This window comes from Streptomyces sp. XY431 (assembly GCF_001279805.1).
Taxonomy (GTDB): domain Bacteria; phylum Actinomycetota; class Actinomycetes; order Streptomycetales; family Streptomycetaceae; genus Kitasatospora; species Kitasatospora purpeofusca.
Genome location: NZ_LGDO01000012.1, coordinates 14620 through 30381 on the forward strand (window position 1 = coordinate 14620; position 15762 = coordinate 30381).

Annotated in this window: 13 protein-coding genes and 1 pseudogene; 2 read left to right on the forward strand and 12 right to left on the reverse strand. The window is 73.4% G+C overall.

Annotated elements, in window-relative coordinates:
* Positions 1-113: 113 nt before the first annotated feature.
* The 11 genes from ADK60_RS02465 to ADK60_RS02515 all read right to left on the reverse strand — a co-directional run bounded on the left by ADK60_RS02465 (position 114) and on the right by ADK60_RS02515 (position 12495).
* Positions 114-962: a TIGR03943 family putative permease subunit gene (locus tag ADK60_RS02465; protein ID WP_053642828.1), complete on the reverse strand. Its 849-nt coding sequence runs from the start codon at positions 960-962 to the stop codon at positions 114-116.
* A complete protein-coding gene (locus ADK60_RS02470) occupies positions 959-1975 on the reverse strand; it encodes a permease (RefSeq protein ID WP_107094473.1) in 1017 nt (338 codons plus the stop codon). Before ADK60_RS02470 ends, ADK60_RS02465 begins: the two co-directional genes overlap by 4 nt.
* 104 nt (positions 1976-2079) lie before the next feature.
* The gene (locus tag ADK60_RS02475) at positions 2080-3597 is read right to left on the reverse strand and encodes an ABC transporter ATP-binding protein (RefSeq protein WP_063783013.1); all 1518 of its coding nucleotides are present in this window, start codon (positions 3595-3597) and stop codon (positions 2080-2082) included.
* Positions 3594-4388, reverse strand: a complete 795-nt coding sequence (locus tag ADK60_RS02480; protein WP_053642832.1) for an ABC transporter permease — start codon at positions 4386-4388, stop codon at positions 3594-3596. Before ADK60_RS02480 ends, ADK60_RS02475 begins: the two co-directional genes overlap by 4 nt.
* Positions 4385-5329 (reverse strand): ABC transporter permease, encoded by a 945-nt coding sequence (locus ADK60_RS02485; protein WP_053642834.1) that lies wholly within the window; start codon positions 5327-5329, stop codon positions 4385-4387. Before ADK60_RS02485 ends, ADK60_RS02480 begins: the two co-directional genes overlap by 4 nt.
* Positions 5326-6873 carry an ABC transporter substrate-binding protein gene (locus ADK60_RS02490; protein ID WP_053642836.1) on the reverse strand — a complete coding sequence of 516 codons (1548 nt, stop codon included), beginning with the start codon at positions 6871-6873 and terminating at the stop codon, positions 5326-5328. The genes ADK60_RS02485 and ADK60_RS02490 overlap by 4 nt, the downstream gene beginning before the upstream one ends.
* Positions 6870-7766: a class I SAM-dependent methyltransferase gene (locus tag ADK60_RS02495; protein ID WP_079007983.1), complete on the reverse strand. Its 897-nt coding sequence runs from the start codon at positions 7764-7766 to the stop codon at positions 6870-6872. The genes ADK60_RS02490 and ADK60_RS02495 overlap by 4 nt, the downstream gene beginning before the upstream one ends.
* A complete protein-coding gene (locus ADK60_RS02500; protein ID WP_053642838.1) occupies positions 7763-9010 on the reverse strand; it encodes an MFS transporter in 1248 nt (415 codons plus the stop codon). The genes ADK60_RS02495 and ADK60_RS02500 overlap by 4 nt, the downstream gene beginning before the upstream one ends.
* Positions 9007-10065, reverse strand: coding sequence for a mandelate racemase/muconate lactonizing enzyme family protein (locus tag ADK60_RS02505; RefSeq protein ID WP_053642840.1), 1059 nt, complete (start codon positions 10063-10065; stop codon positions 9007-9009). Before ADK60_RS02505 ends, ADK60_RS02500 begins: the two co-directional genes overlap by 4 nt.
* Positions 10062-11132: a PLP-dependent cysteine synthase family protein gene (locus ADK60_RS02510; RefSeq protein ID WP_053642842.1), complete on the reverse strand. Its 1071-nt coding sequence runs from the start codon at positions 11130-11132 to the stop codon at positions 10062-10064. Before ADK60_RS02510 ends, ADK60_RS02505 begins: the two co-directional genes overlap by 4 nt.
* Before the next feature lie 88 nt (positions 11133-11220).
* Positions 11221-12495 (reverse strand): ATP-grasp domain-containing protein, encoded by a 1275-nt coding sequence (locus ADK60_RS02515; protein ID WP_053642844.1) that lies wholly within the window; start codon positions 12493-12495, stop codon positions 11221-11223.
* 112 nt (positions 12496-12607) lie between these two features.
* On the opposite strand from ADK60_RS02515, the gene ADK60_RS02520 reads away from it, so the two are divergent.
* A complete protein-coding gene (locus tag ADK60_RS02520) occupies positions 12608-13072 on the forward strand; it encodes a GNAT family N-acetyltransferase (protein WP_053642846.1) in 465 nt (154 codons plus the stop codon).
* Positions 13073-13123: 51 nt separating this feature from the next.
* Positions 13124-13452, forward strand: a pseudogene (locus tag ADK60_RS41420) (helix-turn-helix domain-containing protein); the annotation flags it as partial.
* A 154-nt stretch (positions 13453-13606) separates the two neighbouring features.
* Here ADK60_RS41420 and ADK60_RS02525 read toward each other — a convergent pair.
* Positions 13607-15762 (reverse strand): amino acid adenylation domain-containing protein (locus tag ADK60_RS02525; RefSeq protein ID WP_159400275.1); only part of this gene is annotated, 2156 nt, incomplete at its 5' end.

Genomic DNA, 15762 nt, shown 5'->3' on the forward strand with positions numbered 1-15762 from the left:
GGCGGCCGATGGAGGAGTTCATTGAGCGGACCCGCGTCGTGCCGGGTCGGCGAGGGCGAACCAGTGGGCCGGGGACGATCCGTCCCCGGCCCGATCGACGGCGCCTGCGCGGTCTAACTCTCGGTCGGGGGCAGGTCCCGGTACGGGGCGCGGGGCTGCGGGACGGAGTGCTGCTCCAGCAGGTCGAGCTGGGGTGCGGCGGTGGCGGGCGCGTCGGGGGCGGGCATCCAGGTGCCGGTGAGTTCGACCCAGCTCTCGGTGGCCGGGGTCGGGCCCTTGGTGTGCACCAGGATCCGTAGGCGCCGTGCGTCGGCCGCGCAGCAGCTGACGACCAGCCGGTTGAGGTACCACTCGCCCTGCTGTGCCCCGGGAGTGACGAAGCCGGTCAGCTTGACCTTGCGGCCTGCCAGGCTGCGCTTCGGGTCGCGGCTGCGGCCGATGAACTCGGTCAGCGACATCGGCGAGACGGCCGACGACGACTGCGAGTCCGACTGCGTCGCCGGGTCGGCGGCGGCCGGCTGCTGGGGGAGGTCCTGGTAGGCGGCCTGCTGGACGGTGGCGTCCGCGCCGTCGCGGGAGGCGGTGTAGGCGCCGAGGGCGGGCGGGGTGAAGCAGAGCAGCAGCACGGCGGGTACGGCCAGCAGCCAGGCGACCCGCGGGCTGTGCTCGTGATCGTGGTCGTGCTCGTCGCCGTCCGCGCCGAGCTGCCAGTGCGCAGTGCCGTCCTCGCCACGGCGGAACACCAGCACCGGCTCGGTCCGGCGGCGGGTCAGCTGCCGTACGAGGCCCGCCACGCCGAGCAGGAGCAGCAGTCCGCCCGCGATGATCAGGGGGACGCGCAGTCCCTCCTTGACGTACTGCAGGTACACCTCGCTCGCGATGGTGATCCGCAGCAACGCCACGCCGACCATCGCGACAAGCAGGGACGGCACGGCCCGCCCGATGCGTTCCTTGACGCTCACAGCAGGACCACTCCGATCGCGATGCTGGACAGGACGGCGACGACGAAGGTCGCGGTGGAGAAGCGCCAGGCGAACCGGCGGCCGAACGCGCCCGACTGCAGGGCGATGAGTTTCAGGTCGACCATCGGTCCGACGACCATGAAGGCGAGCCGGGCGGTGGGGGAGAAGCCGGTGAGCGACGCGGCGACGAAGGCGTCGGCCTCGGAGCAGACCGCCAGCACCACCGCGAGGAAGGCCAGCAGCGGCACACCCAGCCACGGCTGGTCGGTGAACGCCTGGAGCACGGAGGGCGGGACGAGCACGTTGAAGGTGGCCGCTGCTGCGCCGCCGACCACGAGGAAGCCGCCCGCGTGCAGGAAGTCGTGCTGGAGGCCGCGGCGGAACTCCTCCAGCGGATTGCGCTCGGCGTTGGCGTGCTCGTCCGGGCCCTTGGGCAGGCGCAGCCACTCCGGCCGACCGAACGCGACCCACAGCCAGCCCATCAGCGCGGACGTGGCGAGCGAGGCCACCAGCCGCGCGAGTGCCATCTCGGGCTTGCCGGGGAAGGCGATCGCGGTGGAGACCAGCACGATCGGGTTGACAGCCGGGGCGGAGAGCAGGAAGGCGAGTGCGGCGGCCGGAGCGACCCCGCGTTTCATCAGACTGCCGGCGACCGGTACCGAGGCACATTCGCAGCCGGGCAGTACCACGCCGGCCGCGCTGGCCACCGGAACGGCAAGTGCGGGCCGCTTCGGCAGCAGCCGGGCGAACACCCGGGCCGGCACGAACGCCCCGATCGCCGCCGACACCACCGTGCCCAGGAGCAGGAACGGCACACCCTGAACGGTGATGGCCACCAGCAGCGTCCGCCACGCCCGGAACAACCCGCTGTCCCACCAGTGCACGGCGGCGAGGATCCCCGCCGCCAGCCAGACCCCCACGCCCGCCAGCAGTGCCCGGCTCCGGTGCCGGGGCGGGGTCTCCGCCTGCGGCACCGGGATGCGCCGGGTACTGCTGAGACTCGTCTCCACCAAGGCGACCGCCCCTCAGCCCGACTCGCCGCCGAATTGCGGCAAGACCTGTCTGCTCACCGTCATGCGGGGAGCGGGGACAGAGTAGCGGTGATAATCATATTCATCTAGGCCTTCCGTTGGTGCTCCCCCGTTCGGTAGCCTCCAACGGCTGATTCCTCGTGATCCCCGAACGGCAGCTCCCGTCGGGTGGCGCCGTGCCGGGCGTCGCCGAGTACCCGGGCCGTGGGGCCCTCGTCGATGATGCGCCCGTGCTCGAGCACGACGACCCGGTCCGCGAGCGCGCGAGCTGCGGCATGGTCGTGGGTGATCAGTACGAGGGCCAGGTCGGACCGTTCGCGCAATGCGGCGAGAAGGTCGAGGACCGCGTAGCGGGTCCGCACGTCCAGGCCGGACGTGATCTCGTCGCACACCATCACCCTGGGGGACGCCGCCAACGCCCTGGCCAGCGCTGCGCGTTGCAATTCGCCGCCGGACAGTCCGGCGGGTCGGCGGGCGGCCGACGCCACCGGGAGACCGAGTTCCACGAGCAGTTGCCGGGCGAGGCGCGTGGCTTCGCCGCGGCTCGTCCCTCGCAGGCGGACGGCGGCGCGGGCCACCTGGTCCAGCACCGGGCGGTACTCGTCGAAGGAGGCGCGGGCGTCCTGGAACACGTACTGCACGGCGGCGAGGTCGTGCCGCGAGCGGTCGCGGAGGCTCGGTGCGAGCGGACGGCCGTCGAGGCTGACCACGCCCTGGTGCCGGCTGTGCAGGCCCGCGACGCAGCGGCCCAGCGTGGTCTTCCCGCTGCCCGAGCGCCCGAGCAGTGCCAGGCACTCGCCGGGGGAGACGTCCAGGCCGATCCGGTGCAGCACCCGCACACCGCCGGGGTGGGCGGCGTCGAGGGCCTCGACGACAAGGACGGGACGCGTCCGTTCGGCCGTGCGCGGCGGCGCCGTGGCCGGTGCCCGGAGCAGGCCGCCCTCGTGCGCGTGCAGGATCTGGTCGGCGGGTCCGGCCCCGACCACCCGGCCGTCCCGCAGCACCACGACCTCATCGGCCAACTCCCGCACCACGTCCAGGTCATGGCTGAGCAGGAGGACTCCGATGCCGTGCCGGACCACAGAGGAGAGCTCGTCGACGATGCGGCGCTTCGTCAGCGGGTCCTGGCCCGTCGTCAGCTCATCGGCGACGATGACCCGGGCGCCGAGCAGCAGTGCCTGTGCCAGCACCACCCGCTGCTGTTGCCCGCCCGACAGCTGGTGCGGATACCGGCGCAACACCCCGTCGGGGTCGTCCAACTGGGCGCGGCGCAGGGCCTCGCGCACGTCGGCGGGGCCGCCTGCGCGCAGGCGGGCGACGTCGCGCAGCAGTGCGCCGACCCGGCGGGCCGGGTTCAGCGCCGCGGCCGGCTGCTGGGGGATGTAGCCGACCGCGCCGGTGGGGACCTCGATCCTGCCGGTGACGACGGCTCCGTCGGGGTACTCGCCGAGCAGGGCCAGGCCGGTGGTGGTCTTGCCACTGCCCGAGGCGCCCAGGAGGGCGGTCACCTTCCCCGGGTGGACCCGCAGGCTCACCCCGTCCACCAGCAGCCGGCCGGCCACCTCGACCCGCAGGCCGTCCACCGTCACCAGTGGGTCGGTCATCGCGTACGTTCCTTCCCGCCGCGCTGCAGGGCGGCGTCGAGCAGCAGGTTGGCGCCCATGGCGAGAGCGGCGATCAGTGCGGCGGGGACCACGACCGCGAACGGCTGGAGGCCGATGCCGGGGCGGTTGCGGTCGACCATCACGGCCCAGTCGGCCGCGTCCGGCTGCACTCCGACGCCGAGGAAGGCGGCGGTGCTGACCAGGTAGAGCGCGCCGACCAGCCGGGTGCCCGCGTCGGCGGCCAGCGTGCGGTGCATCGAGCGGACCGTGTAGCCCAGGGCGATCCGCGCCCACGACTCGCCGTGCATCCGCATCGCCTCGACGGCCGGGCGCGCGGCGGTCTCCACCGCCGCGGCGTGCACCACCCGGGCCGCGTCCGGGACGGCCACCAGCGCGACGAGCAGGCTCAGGCCCACGAACCCGGGGGAGAGGACGGCGGCACTGATCAGCACCAGGACCAGCGAGGGCACCGCGATCACCACGTCGAGCGGCCGCATCAGCAGTTCCTCCAGCCAGCCGCGCGCGGTGAGCGCGGCTGCCAGGCCGAGCGGCACGGCGGCGGCGTAGGTCAGCGCGGTCGCGGCCAGCGCCACCAGGACGACCGAGCGGCCGCCCAGCAGCACCTGCCGCCAGACGTCCCGGCCGGTGAAGTCGGTGCCCAGCCAGTGTCCGTCGCCCGGCAGGAACGAGACCCCGCGCGGCCCCGCCGGGCCGGCGAGCACCGGCCCGAGGAGGGCCAGCAGCAGCGGGACGGCGATCAGGGCGACGCCGAGGGCGAAGCGGGCTCTCACGCGGCGACCTCCGAGCGGGGGGCCAGCCGGCGGGCGGCCAGGTCGGCGGCGAGGTTGAGGACGACGGTGAGCAGGCCGAAGACGACCGCCAGGCCCTGGACCACCGGTACGTCGCGAGCCGTCACGGCGTCCAGCAACACCGTCCCGAGGCCGGGGATCACGAACAGCGTCTCGACCACGATCACTCCGCACAGCAGCCAGTCGCAGGTGCGGGCCAACTGCTGGGCGGCGGGGGCGAGGGCGTTGGGCAGCGCGTGCGTCCAGCGAATCCGGGCTTCGGAGAGGCCGTAGCGGCGGGCCTGCGCCACGTACGGCGAGGCCAGCGCCTCGATCATGCCCGCGCGGACCAGTCGGCTGATCGAGCAGACCGGGCGGGCGAGCAGGACGAGCACCGGCAGGACCAGCACGGCCGGCTGCTGCCACACCCCGCCGATCGCGGTCGGCGGAAGCCAGCCGAGTCGCAGGGCGAACACGGTGACGAGGAGCACGCCGAGGGCGAACTCCGGTACGGCGTACACCGCGAGGGTGGTCGAGCTGACCAGCCGGTCGAGCGGGCCGCCCTCGCGCCGGGCGGCGAGCACGCCGAGCGAGAGGGACAGCGGGACCAGCAGGGCGAGCGTGAGGGCGGCGAGCAGGAGGGTGGGCGCGAGGGCGTCGGCGAGGAAGGAACTCACGGGCCGCCCGCTGACCAGGGAGGTGCCGAGGTCGCCGGTCAGCAGATCGCCGCTCCAGTGGAGGAACCGCTCCCAGGCCGGCCGGTCGAGCCGCATGGCCGCGCGGATCACGGCGATCCGCTGCGCGTCCGGGTCGTCGCCGGCGAGGGCGTCCGCCGCGTCGCCGGGCAGCGCCTCGGTGAGGACGAAGACCAGGGCGGGCACGGCCGCCGACTGCCCCACCCCGAGGAGCAGTCGGCGGCCGGCCCAGGACCGGAGCGGAGTCACGCCAGCCACACTCGGTCGAAGCGGGCCCAGTCGAGGGTGTTGGCGGGCGCGTCCTCGGCCACGCCGCGCACGGTGGGCGCGGTGGCCACCAGCCAGTCCGCGAAGCCCCAGATCAGGAAGCCGCCCTCCTCGTGGAGCCGGCGCTGCATCCGCTCGTACAGGGCGGTGCGGGCGGCGAGGTCGCGGGTGGCCTGGGCCTGGGTGTAGAGGTCGTCGAAGTCGGCCTGCTTCCAGTGCGTGGCGTTGGTGGTGGACTTGGTGAGCAGCCGCTGCGAGAGGTGCGACTCGATCGGCATCGCGCCGGAGCGGTAGGAGGCGAAGGTGCCGCCGTCCAGGATGTCCTTCCAGTAGGTGTCCTTGTTGCCGACCTTGACCTCGACCGTCACCCCGGCCTTCGCGGCCTGCTCCTTGAAGATCCCGGCGGCCTCCAGGAACCCGGCGGCGACCGGGGAGGTGTCCAGGGTGACCTTGAGGTTCTCGGCGCCGGCCTCGCGGAGCAGGGCCCTGGCCTTCTCCAGGTCCTGGGTACGCTGCGGCAGGCCCGCCGGGTAGTACTGGCAGTCCTTGCCGAACAGGTCGTTGCCGATCTCGCCGGCGCCGGAGAGCGCACCGTCGACGAGCTCCTTGCGGTCGGCGATCAGGAGGAACGCCTGGCGTACCCGCTTGTCGTCGAAGGGCGGCCGGTCGGTCTTCATCACGAAGCCCTGCATGGCGCTGTTGCGGAGCCGGATGATCCCGACCTTCCCCTTGCCCTCGTGGGTGCGGGCGGTGGCCGGGTTCAACTCGTGGGCGTACTCGGCCTGTCCGCCGAGCAGGGCGCTGACTCGGGCCGACTCCTCGTTGGCGATCAGGAACTCCAGCTCGTCCAGGTGCGGGGCGCCCTCCCAGTAGTCGGGGTTGCGCCGAACCAGCAGCGAGCTGCCGGGCTTGAAGGAGACGAAGGCGAACGGCCCGGAGCCGACCGGCTCGGTGAAGGCGTCGGCGTCCTCCGGGACGATGTACGCGCCGAACGCGGCCAGCACGTTGGGGAATTCGGCGTACGGCCGCTTGAGCCTGAATTCGACGGTGGCGGCGTCGACGGCGCGGCTGGCGGTGAGGTCGACGGGCTCCAGCGAGGCCTTGGCACGGAAGGCGCGCTTGGGGTCGGCGATCCGGCGGTAGCTGTAGAGCACGTCCTCGGCGGTGACCGGGCGGCCGTCGTGGAAGGCGGCCTTGCGGAGCTTGACCGTCCAGGTGTCCAGCGCCGCGTTGGGCTCCCAGCTCTCGGCGAGGCGGGGTACGGCGGCGAGGTCGGAGCCGTAGTCGGCGAGCTTGTCGAAGAGCGCCTTGGCGCGGGCGGCGTCGACGAACAGGTTGGCGAGGTGCGGGTCGAGGGTCTCGTTGCTGCCGCCCCCGGCGAACGCGGCGCGCAGCCGGCCGCCCTGTTTCGGGTCGGCGGCGTCGCTGCTCGCGTTCTTCGGGCTGCTGCCGCAGCCGGTGGCGGTCAGGGAGAGCGCGGTGGCACCCGTGGCGAGGAGGACGGTTCTGCGGGAGGGGGTGTTCACGGTCTGCTCGTTTCGTTCGGTGCGGTGAGGGCGTCCGGTGCGGTGAGGCCGTTCGGTGCTACGAGGGCGTCCGGTGCGGTGAGGCCGTTCGGTGCTACGAGGGCGTCCGGTGCGGTGAGGCGGGCGACCAGGTGGAGCCGGTCGGCGTCTGCCGTGTCGGCGGGGAGATCGCCCTCGGCCCAGGCGGGTTCGGTACGCGGGCCGGGCCGGTCGTAGAGGGCGAGGACCTCGAAGCCGTGGGCGGCCAGGAGGTGGCGCAGCTCCTGGGGGAACAGCAGCCGCCAGGCGGAGCGCTGCTCGATGGGCGGCGAGCCGTCGTCGGCGGTCCAGGTGCGGGAGCGGCGCAGGAGTTGGGCGGCGCGGTCGATCCGCAGGGTGGTGCGGGAGGTGTGGGTGACGCCGCCGCGGATGACGGTGTCGGTGCGCGGGGCGTCCAGCAGTTCGGTGCGGCCGAGGAAGAACGCGCCGTTGCGCATCTCGGCGACCAACAGGCCACCGGGGCGCAGGTGTCGGCGGCAGCGGTCGAGGAAGGCGTCGAGGTCGGCGTTGGTGTGGCAGTAGAGCAGCGCGCTGTCCAGGCAGATCGCGGCGTCGAAGCGCCGGCCGAGGGTGAACTCCCGCATGTCGGCGCGCAGATACTCCGGCCCGGGGTGCCGGGCGCGGGCGTGCGCGAGCATCGCCTCGGAGGTGTCGAGCCCGGTCACCCGCCGCCCGGCCCGGTGGTGCAGCCAGGCGGCGTCGCGGCCGGTGCCGCAGCCGATGTCGAGGACGTGGGGTCCGGCGCCGTACGAGCGCAGGACGGACTCGGTCCAGCGGGCGGCCAGCCGGTCGGGGTCGGGGAAGCGCAGCTCGTACAGCTCGGGGGTGTCGGTCAGCAGGTTGCCACTGGTCATCGGGATCCACTCGGTTCGCTGGGCTCGGTGACGGACGGGGCTGTATCGGGTACGGCCCCGGTTGCGGGGGCCGGCAGCAGCCGGGTGCGCTGGAGGGCGGCGACGGCGGCCGCGCCGGCCAGGCCGATCGCGCAGCACAGCATCCACGGCGCCCAGCCGACGGTGTCCATCGCGCGGCCCACCGCCGCGTTGCCCAGGGCGGCGGCCAGCCCGGAGACGACGTAGAACAGGCCGTAGTAGGTGCCGGTGAGATCCGGGCGTCCGAAGGCGGGGATCAGCTCCATGACGAACGGCTGCGCCGTCATGACGCCGAGGTGCAGCAGCAGTACGGTCAGCAGCAGCGCGGGCAGGCCGTCGTCCAGCAGCGGCGGGAGGAAGGCGAGGCCCATCAGCAGGAGCCCGGTGGCGATCCAGCGGCCCCGGCTGCCGGATGCCTGGAGGCGGCGGGTGATGCGCAGTTGGAGGGTCAGGTTGGCGAGGGTGCTGGTCAGGAAGAGCAGGCTGACCGCGCCGTCCCAGCCGGTGGCGCGCCGGGCCTGGTCGGGGAGCAGCAGGTAGAGCTGGCTCTCCAAGGCGTACATGCCGACCAGGGCGAGGGCGAAGGCCCTGAACCGCCGGTCGCCGGCCACCTCCCGCCAGTCGCGGAGAACCGCGGTGTCCGCCTGCGGGACCGGCCGCGCGGGCAGCGCCAGTGCCTGGGCCACGGTCAGCAGGGCGAAGACACCGGCCGCCGTGAGTGCGGCGGCGCGGAAGTCGACCAGCAGCAGGACGGTGCCGAGCAGCGGGCCGATCAGTGCGCCGGTGGTCGCGAACACGTTGAACAGCGCGAACGCCTCGGCTCGTCGTTCGTCGCCCGCCTCCTGCGCGAGAAAGGTCCGGACGGCGGGGTTGAACAGCGCCCCGGCCAGCCCACTGAGCACCGACGCCGCGATCAGCACGGCGAGCCCGTCGCCGAGCGCGAAGAGCGCGAACCCGAGGGTGCGCAGCGCGCAGCCGGCGATGATGACGCGGCGCGCTCCGAGCCGGTCGGCAGCCGAGCCGCCGATGAGGAACAGGCCCTGCTGGCTGAGGTTGCGCACGCCCAGCACCACGCCGACTGCTGCCGCGGAAAGGCCCAGATCCTGCCCGAGGTGGGTGGCGAGGTAGGGCACCAGCAGGTAGAAACCGGTGTTGACGCCCAGCTGGTTGACCAGCAGCAGCCGGACGGCGGGCGGAAGGGCCCGGACGGAGCGGAGGGTCCTCACGCCTCCCCTCCCGGGGCGGGCGCGGGGAGCACGCCGAGACCGGCCCGGTCGGGTGCGCGGACGGTGCCGTCCTGCCCGCCGATGCCCTCCCAGGGGTCGTGGGAGAGCAGCAGGTGCCCGTCCAGGTCGACCCAGCGGGCCCGGTCGGCGAGGTGGACGGCCGGCGCGATGCCGAGCGAGCTGGCGGTCAGGCAGCCGAGCATGATCCCGGTACCGGTGCCGTGCAGGGCCTCGCAGATCCGCAGGGCCGCCGTCACCCCGCCGCACTTGGCGAGCTTGATGTTCACGCCGTGCACCCGGCCGGCCAGCCGGACGGCGTCCTGGTGGCCGACGGCGTCCTCGTCCGCGACGATCGGCAGCGGCGAGGACTGGGCGAGGTCGGCGAGCGCGTCCGGGCTACCGGGGGCGATGGGCTGCTCGACCGCCTCCACGCCGAGGTCGGCGAAGAGCGGGAGCAGGGCCTTCGCCGTAGCGGGTGTCCAGGCGCCGTTCGGGTCGAGCAGCAGCCGGGCGTCGGGTGCGCCGACCCGGACTGCTTCGACGCGGGCCAGGTCCTCGGCCGGGTCGGCGGCGCCTGCCTTGACCTTGAGCACGGTGAACCCGGCCGCCGCGAGGCGCGCCGCCTGAGCGGCAGCCCGTACCGGGTCGGTGATGCCGATGGTGCGGGCGGTGGCGGCCGCCGGGGCGGCGGGTGCGCCGAGCAACTGGTGCACCGGCACGCCGGAGCGCTTGCCCACCACGTCGAGCAGCGCCGCCTCCACGGCCGCCGGCACCCCGGGCGACAGCTCGGGGAACATCCGAGCGTCGTCCCGGAGGCGGTCGAGGGCCTGCTCAGGGCTGGGCTGTGTCTCGATCCGCGGTCGGACCGCCTCGACCTGCCGCAGGATCACCTCGGTCGGCAGCCGGAGGTACTCGCTGCTGACGACCTCGCCGGAGCTGCTCAGCCCACCGCGGCGGACGGTGAGCACGACGGCGTCGCGGGCCGCCATCACGGAGCGCGATATTCGCAGCGGTTCGGCCAGGTGCAGCCGCCCGGTACGGGTCTCCAGCTTCACGGCCGCACCTCCAGCGGGTCGACGACGGTACGGCAGCGGGCCCAGCCGGTGACCTCGACGGCGTCGGGGTGCGGGATCTCCAGGGGGTGCGGGGCGGCACGGCCGGGGTCGAGACCATGGGTGCGGCAGTACGCGTCGTCGTAGATGCTGCCGAGATAGCGGTGCGGCCCGTCGGGGAAGACGGTGGCCACGGTCGCGCCGGCGTCGGTGCGGGCCGCCCAGGCGGCGACCAGGGCGACCGCGCCGGTGCTCCAACCACCGCTGACGAAGCAGCCCTTGGCGAGTCGGCGGCAGGAATCCACGGCCTCGGCCGGGCCGACCCAGTGGACCTCGTCGAAGGCCCGGTAGGCGACGTTGCGCGGGTGGATGCTGCTGCCGAGCCCGCGCATCAGCCGCGAACGGGCGGGCTGGCCGAAGATCGCCGAGCCGATCGAGTCGACGCCGATCACCCGAAGTCCGGGCCAGCGACGGCGCAGCGGCTCGACCAACCCGGCACTGTGCCCGCCGGTGCCCACACTGCACACCAGGACGTCCAACTCGTCGATCTCACTGATCAGCTCCTGGGCCATGGCGTGGTAGCCGACGGCGTTGTCGGGGTTGTTGTACTGGTCGGGCCAGTAGGCGGAGGGCAGCCGGTCCAGCACCTCGTGCAGCCGCGCCAGCCGGGCCGCCTGCCAGCCGCCCTCGCGGGCCGGGCGGTCGACGATCTCCAGGTCCGCGCCGTACGAGTGGAGCAACTGCCGCATCGACGGCTCCAGTTCGGCGTCGCCGACCAGGATCACCGGGTGGCCCAGGGCCTGCCCGGCGAAGGCGAGGCCGACCCCGAGGGTGCCCGAGGTGGACTCCACGACCGTTCCGCCGGGGTGCAGTTCGCCGCGCGCGTGGGCTCCGCGCAGCATCGCCACGGCCGAGCGCGCCTTCATCCCGCCCGCACCCAGACACTCCAGCTTCGCCCAGAAGCCCGGCTGGGGAAGAGGGAGTGGGGTGCGGATCCGGGCCAGCGGCGTGCGGCCGAGCAGTGGCAGCAGGTCGGGGTTGGCGGGGTGGGCGAGCGCGGGAGCGGTCATCGCGCACCGCCGTAGCGGTGGACGGTGCCCGGGCCGCCGTCGAGCCAGAAGAACGGGTACGGCTTGGCCGTGAGTTCGTCGAAGTGGGTCATGCCGGGACCGCCGAGCGCTGTTCGTAACAGGGCGTCAGCTGCGACCGCAGGTGTTCTGCGGTGCGGTCGGCCCGGCTTCCGTCCGGGTCGATGGTCATCACGTGGCCCAGGTACTCGTTGTTGCTGACCGCCCGGCGGACCTCGCGGCCCGGGGCGGCGAGCGCCAGTTCGACCACGGCGGGGTCCCGGCGTACGGTGTCGGCGCCGTCGACGGCGGTCAGCCGGCCGTCCCGGTCGGGCAGGAGGAAGGCGATGGCCGCGCTGGCCGCGTCGGTGCGACGCGGCGTCAGCTCGGGCCGGCGGCCGAGTGCGACGTCCACGCAGGCGGCGGCGAGGTCGACGCCGGTGACCCGGCGGACCAGTTCGGTGATCCGGTTGCCGGCCGGTCGCGGGTTGACCTCGACGATCCGTGGGCCGTGCGGCGTCAGCTTGAGCTCGGTCTGGGCCACCACCTGGTCGAGCCCGAGCGCCTTGAGCGCGGCGACGGCGGTGTCGGCGGCGGCCTCGGCCGGAGCGGGTTCGAGGTCGGCGGGGAAGAGATGGCCGGTCTCGACGAAGGCGGGTGCGCCGCCGATGGTCTTGCCGGTCACGCCGATGACCCGGACCTCGCCGTCGAAGGAGACCGTCTCCACGCTCACCTCGCGGCCGGTGAGCAGTTCCTCCAGCAGGACGGAAGGCTCCCGGCGCTGACCCCGCGCGTTCACCGGGAAATCGGCCAACGCCAGGTGGGCGTCGGAGAGTTCGCGTTCGTCGGCGACCTGGCGGACGTACATCCCGGCGCACAGGTCGACGGGCTTCACGACCAGCGGGTAGCCGATCTCCCGGGCGGCGGCGAGCGCCTCGGCGAGGCCGCGGCAGAGCGCGAAGCGCGGACCGGGGATGCCGGCCGCCGCGAGCCGGTCGCGGGTGAGGTCCTTGCGGCAGGCGGCCAGCACGGCGTCGGCGCGAGGGCCCGGTAGGCCCAGGTGCTCGGCCACCGCGGCGACCGTCGGCAGGTAGTAGTCGCAGGAGGAGACCGCCCCGTCGAACTCCAGGGCGGCGTGCAGGCGCTCGACGTACGGCAGCAGGGTCGACGGGTCGTTGGTCTCGGCGGTGAGGACGTTCTCGGCCGTGAGCAGTGGGTGCGGGCCCTCGCCGGGCGCGGTCGAGCGCAGGTAGTGGTCCAGGTCGCGGGTGAGGAAGGTGAAGCGGTGGCCCCGGTCGGCGACGGCCCTCGGCGGCAGCCGGCCCATGGAGCCGACCCAGCTCTCGACAACCAGCAGATGTGCCACGTGGCCCCCTCTCGGTGCGCCGGATCATCCGGCGCCGGGGGCGAACTTATCTGCACTCGTTGTCGTTTTCAATAAGTTGGATGGAAATGGTTTTCATGTAGAGTGCGGGCTCATGAACCGTCACCAGGTCCTCGGTTGCCAGGTCCGGCACGCGCTGGTGGTGGCCGTCCTGGACGGCGAGGTGGTCGGCGCCACCGCGTTCAACTCCGCCGGGCCGGCCCATCCGCCGCACCCCCGGCACCTCGCCGAGCGCTACCCGCCCGGGCCCACCGACCAGTTGCTGCGCGTCTGCGTCCGGGCTGCGTACCGCCGCCACGGGCCGGCCCGCCGGACGGTCGACCTCGCCTGCGCGTTCGCCGCGGACGAAGGCGGCTACGACCGCAGCTACCTGCACACCAACGCCGACGTCCCGGGCGCCGAGCCGTTCTGGCGGCGGGTCGCCGAGGAGGTCTTCGACGCCCGGCCGACCGGAGAGCACGGGCCGGGCATGGCCACCGTGCACTTCGAGATCCCGCTTGCGGTGCGGGTCGGCGGCGCCGGGCTGTCCGACGTCCACGGTGCGGTTCCTGCTGGCTGATCCGGGGACGCTCCGGCGTGCGGCAGAGGCCGGTCCCGAGCACCTCCGATCATCGCGGGTTCACGGCAGACGGGCCGACACGCCCGCCCGCCCGTGCACGGCAGGCGGCTCCTGATCGAACGCGTCCGGGCAGGACGCCCGGTCGCGCACATGGCCGCCGAGGTGGGAATCTCCCGCACCACTGCCCACGAGTGGGTCCGCAGGTGGTGCGCAGAGGGCGGGACAGGCCTTCGCGACCGGTCCAGCCGCCCCCCCGCACCACCCCGCACCCCACCACGGCCACGACCGGCGCCGAGGTCTGCCGGATCCTGACCCGCCACGGAATGAACCGGCTGGCCCACCAACGCCCCTCCGCCTGGGTGGAAGTCGAGACCGGCCAGACCTTCGCCGACGCCTGGACCCAAGCCGACCAAGAGCACCGCCGCCGACTCCTCCTCGGCCTCAAAGCCCGCCTCTACATGACATCCACCACCGACGGCTGGTACCTACCCGCCGAACTTCAAGCACGAGTAGGACAGCTGGAAGGCGCCGGACCTATCGGAGCATGTTCTTTTCGATGACCGCAGCGATGTCGGCAAGCCACGGCAGCCCGCCCATCTGGTCGTGGTGGCAATCGATCTGGTGATCCACGATCCGTCCGGTGACGTACGGCCTCCACGCGTTGACGGTCGGCGAATCTGCCAGGCGGCCCACGGTCGCCGTGAAGAAGAGCACGTCGCCGAGGAATCGGCTGGTCGTGGGTGACTCCCGGTCGATGACGAAGTTGTTCCGGATGGCACTGAACAGGCTCTCCAACTGGCCGTCGTCCAGTCCGGCGAGTGGGTGCCCGGCGGCGCGCATGGTCTCCCGGATCATCGGGTAGTCCAGCGCCCCGTCGGCCGTCTGCGGCGCCTCGACACCGATGGCCCCGAACAGCGCCGATATCAGTTCCTGGTCGCTGCGGTCGAACCGTTGGCCTTCGGCCATCGGGTAGGAGTCCAGCAGGGCGAGCAGGGCGACCTGCTCGCCCTCCGCCTGCAGACGGGCGGCCATGGTGTGCGCGATCCGTCCGCCGAGGGACCACCCGAGTAGGTGGTAGGGCCCGGTCGGCTGGACCGCGCGCAGCTGCGCGATGTAGTCCTCCGCGACCTCCTCGATGGAGGCCGGCCGCTGGTCGGCGTGGAGGATGCCGCGCGTCTGTAGGCCGTAGACCGGCTGGTCCTTGTCCAGGCAGCTGAGGAGCGCCGCGTACGTCCAGGCCAGTCCGCTCGCCGGGTGCACGCAGAACAGGGGCGGTCGGTCGCCGCGCGGGCGCAGCGGCAGGAGGACGTCGAGGGCGGCCGTCGAGTCCGGCATGCCCAACCGCTCGGTGAGGCCGGCGACGGTGGGGGTCTCGAACAGGGTGCGGAGCTCCAGGTCGACGCCGAGGAGGTCGCGGATCCGGCTGGCCAGTCGTGTGGTGAGCAGGGAGTGCCCGCCGAGGTCGAAGAAGGAATCGTCGATGCCGATGTGGTCCAGTCCGAGGACTTCGGCGAAGGCGCGGCAGAGGACCGCCTCCTGGGCGGTGCGCGGGCCGCGGGTCGACACCAGGGCGGAGAAGTCGGGTGCGGGCAGCGCGCGGCGGTCCAGCTTCCCGTTCGGCGTGACGGGCAGCGCGGGCAGCACGACCACGGCGTCGGGGATGAGGTGGTTCGGCGCCAACGTGCCCACGTAGCGGCGCAGTTCGATCCCGTCGATCCCGGCGGCGGTGGCGGTCGGAACCACGTAGGCGACGAGCTGCTGCTCGCCGGACCGGTCGGTGCGGGCGACGACCGCGGCTTGGGCGACGTCCTCGTGCCGGAACAGGGTCGCCTCGATCTCGCCGAGTTCGACCCGGACGCCGCGGACCTTGAGCTGGTGGTCGGTGCGTCCGAGGAAGTCGAGCGTCCCGTCCGCGCGCCACTTCACCAGGTCGCCGGTGTGGTACATCCGCTCGCCGGTGCCGCCGAAGGGGCAGGCCACGAAGCGTTCGGCGGTGAGCGCCGGCTTCCGGAAATAGCCGCGGGCCAGGCCGGCGCCCGCGAGGTACAGCTCGCCGGTGACCCCTGCCGGGACGGGGCGGAGATCCGCGTCCAGGACGTAGCAGCGGACGTTGCCGAGCGGGCGGCCGACCGGGATGTCCTGGTCCTTGGCCAGTGTGCTGCCGACCGGCTGGTAGGTCGAGGTCATCGTGCCTTCGGTCGGCCCGAACTGGTTGACCAGGTACCAGGACCGGCTGATCGCCGCCGCAGCGTCGACCTGCGGCCAGGTCAGACGCTCCCCGCTGACCATGCCCAGTCGCAGGCAGCGCGACGGCTCCCTCCCGCGGGTGCGCGCCGCCTCCGAGAGGGCACTCAGCATGGACGGCACCAATGACAGGACGGCGGTCACCTTCTGCTCGGCGATGACGTCGAGCAGGGCGTCGTGGTCCCGCGCCGTCTCGGACGGCACCAGCACGACCGTGCCGCCGATGGTGAGCGGGCCGAATAGGTCCCGGACCGATGCGTCGAAGGAGATCGACGCCAGGTTGAGGACCACGTCGTCCGGCTCCAGACCGATGGTGTCGGTGAGGTAGGCCAGGTAGTTGACCACGCCGCGGTGGCTGACGACGACGCCCTTGGGGGTGCCGGTGGAGCCGGAGGTGTAGATGACGTAGGCGGGGTGGGTGGGTTGGAGGGGGTGGGTGCGGTCGG

Coding starts and splice junctions, on each gene's coding strand:
- ADK60_RS02475 (WP_063783013.1), bottom strand. CDS start 3,597: ATGACCGACCCACTGGTGACGGTGGACGGCCTGCGGGTCGAGGTGGCC.
- ADK60_RS02520 (WP_053642846.1), top strand. CDS start 12,608: ATGAACCGTCACCAGGTCCTCGGTTGCCAGGTCCGGCACGCGCTGGTG.
- ADK60_RS02495 (WP_079007983.1), bottom strand. CDS start 7,766: ATGACCAGTGGCAACCTGCTGACCGACACCCCCGAGCTGTACGAGCTG.
- ADK60_RS02510 (WP_053642842.1), bottom strand. CDS start 11,132: ATGACCGCTCCCGCGCTCGCCCACCCCGCCAACCCCGACCTGCTGCCA.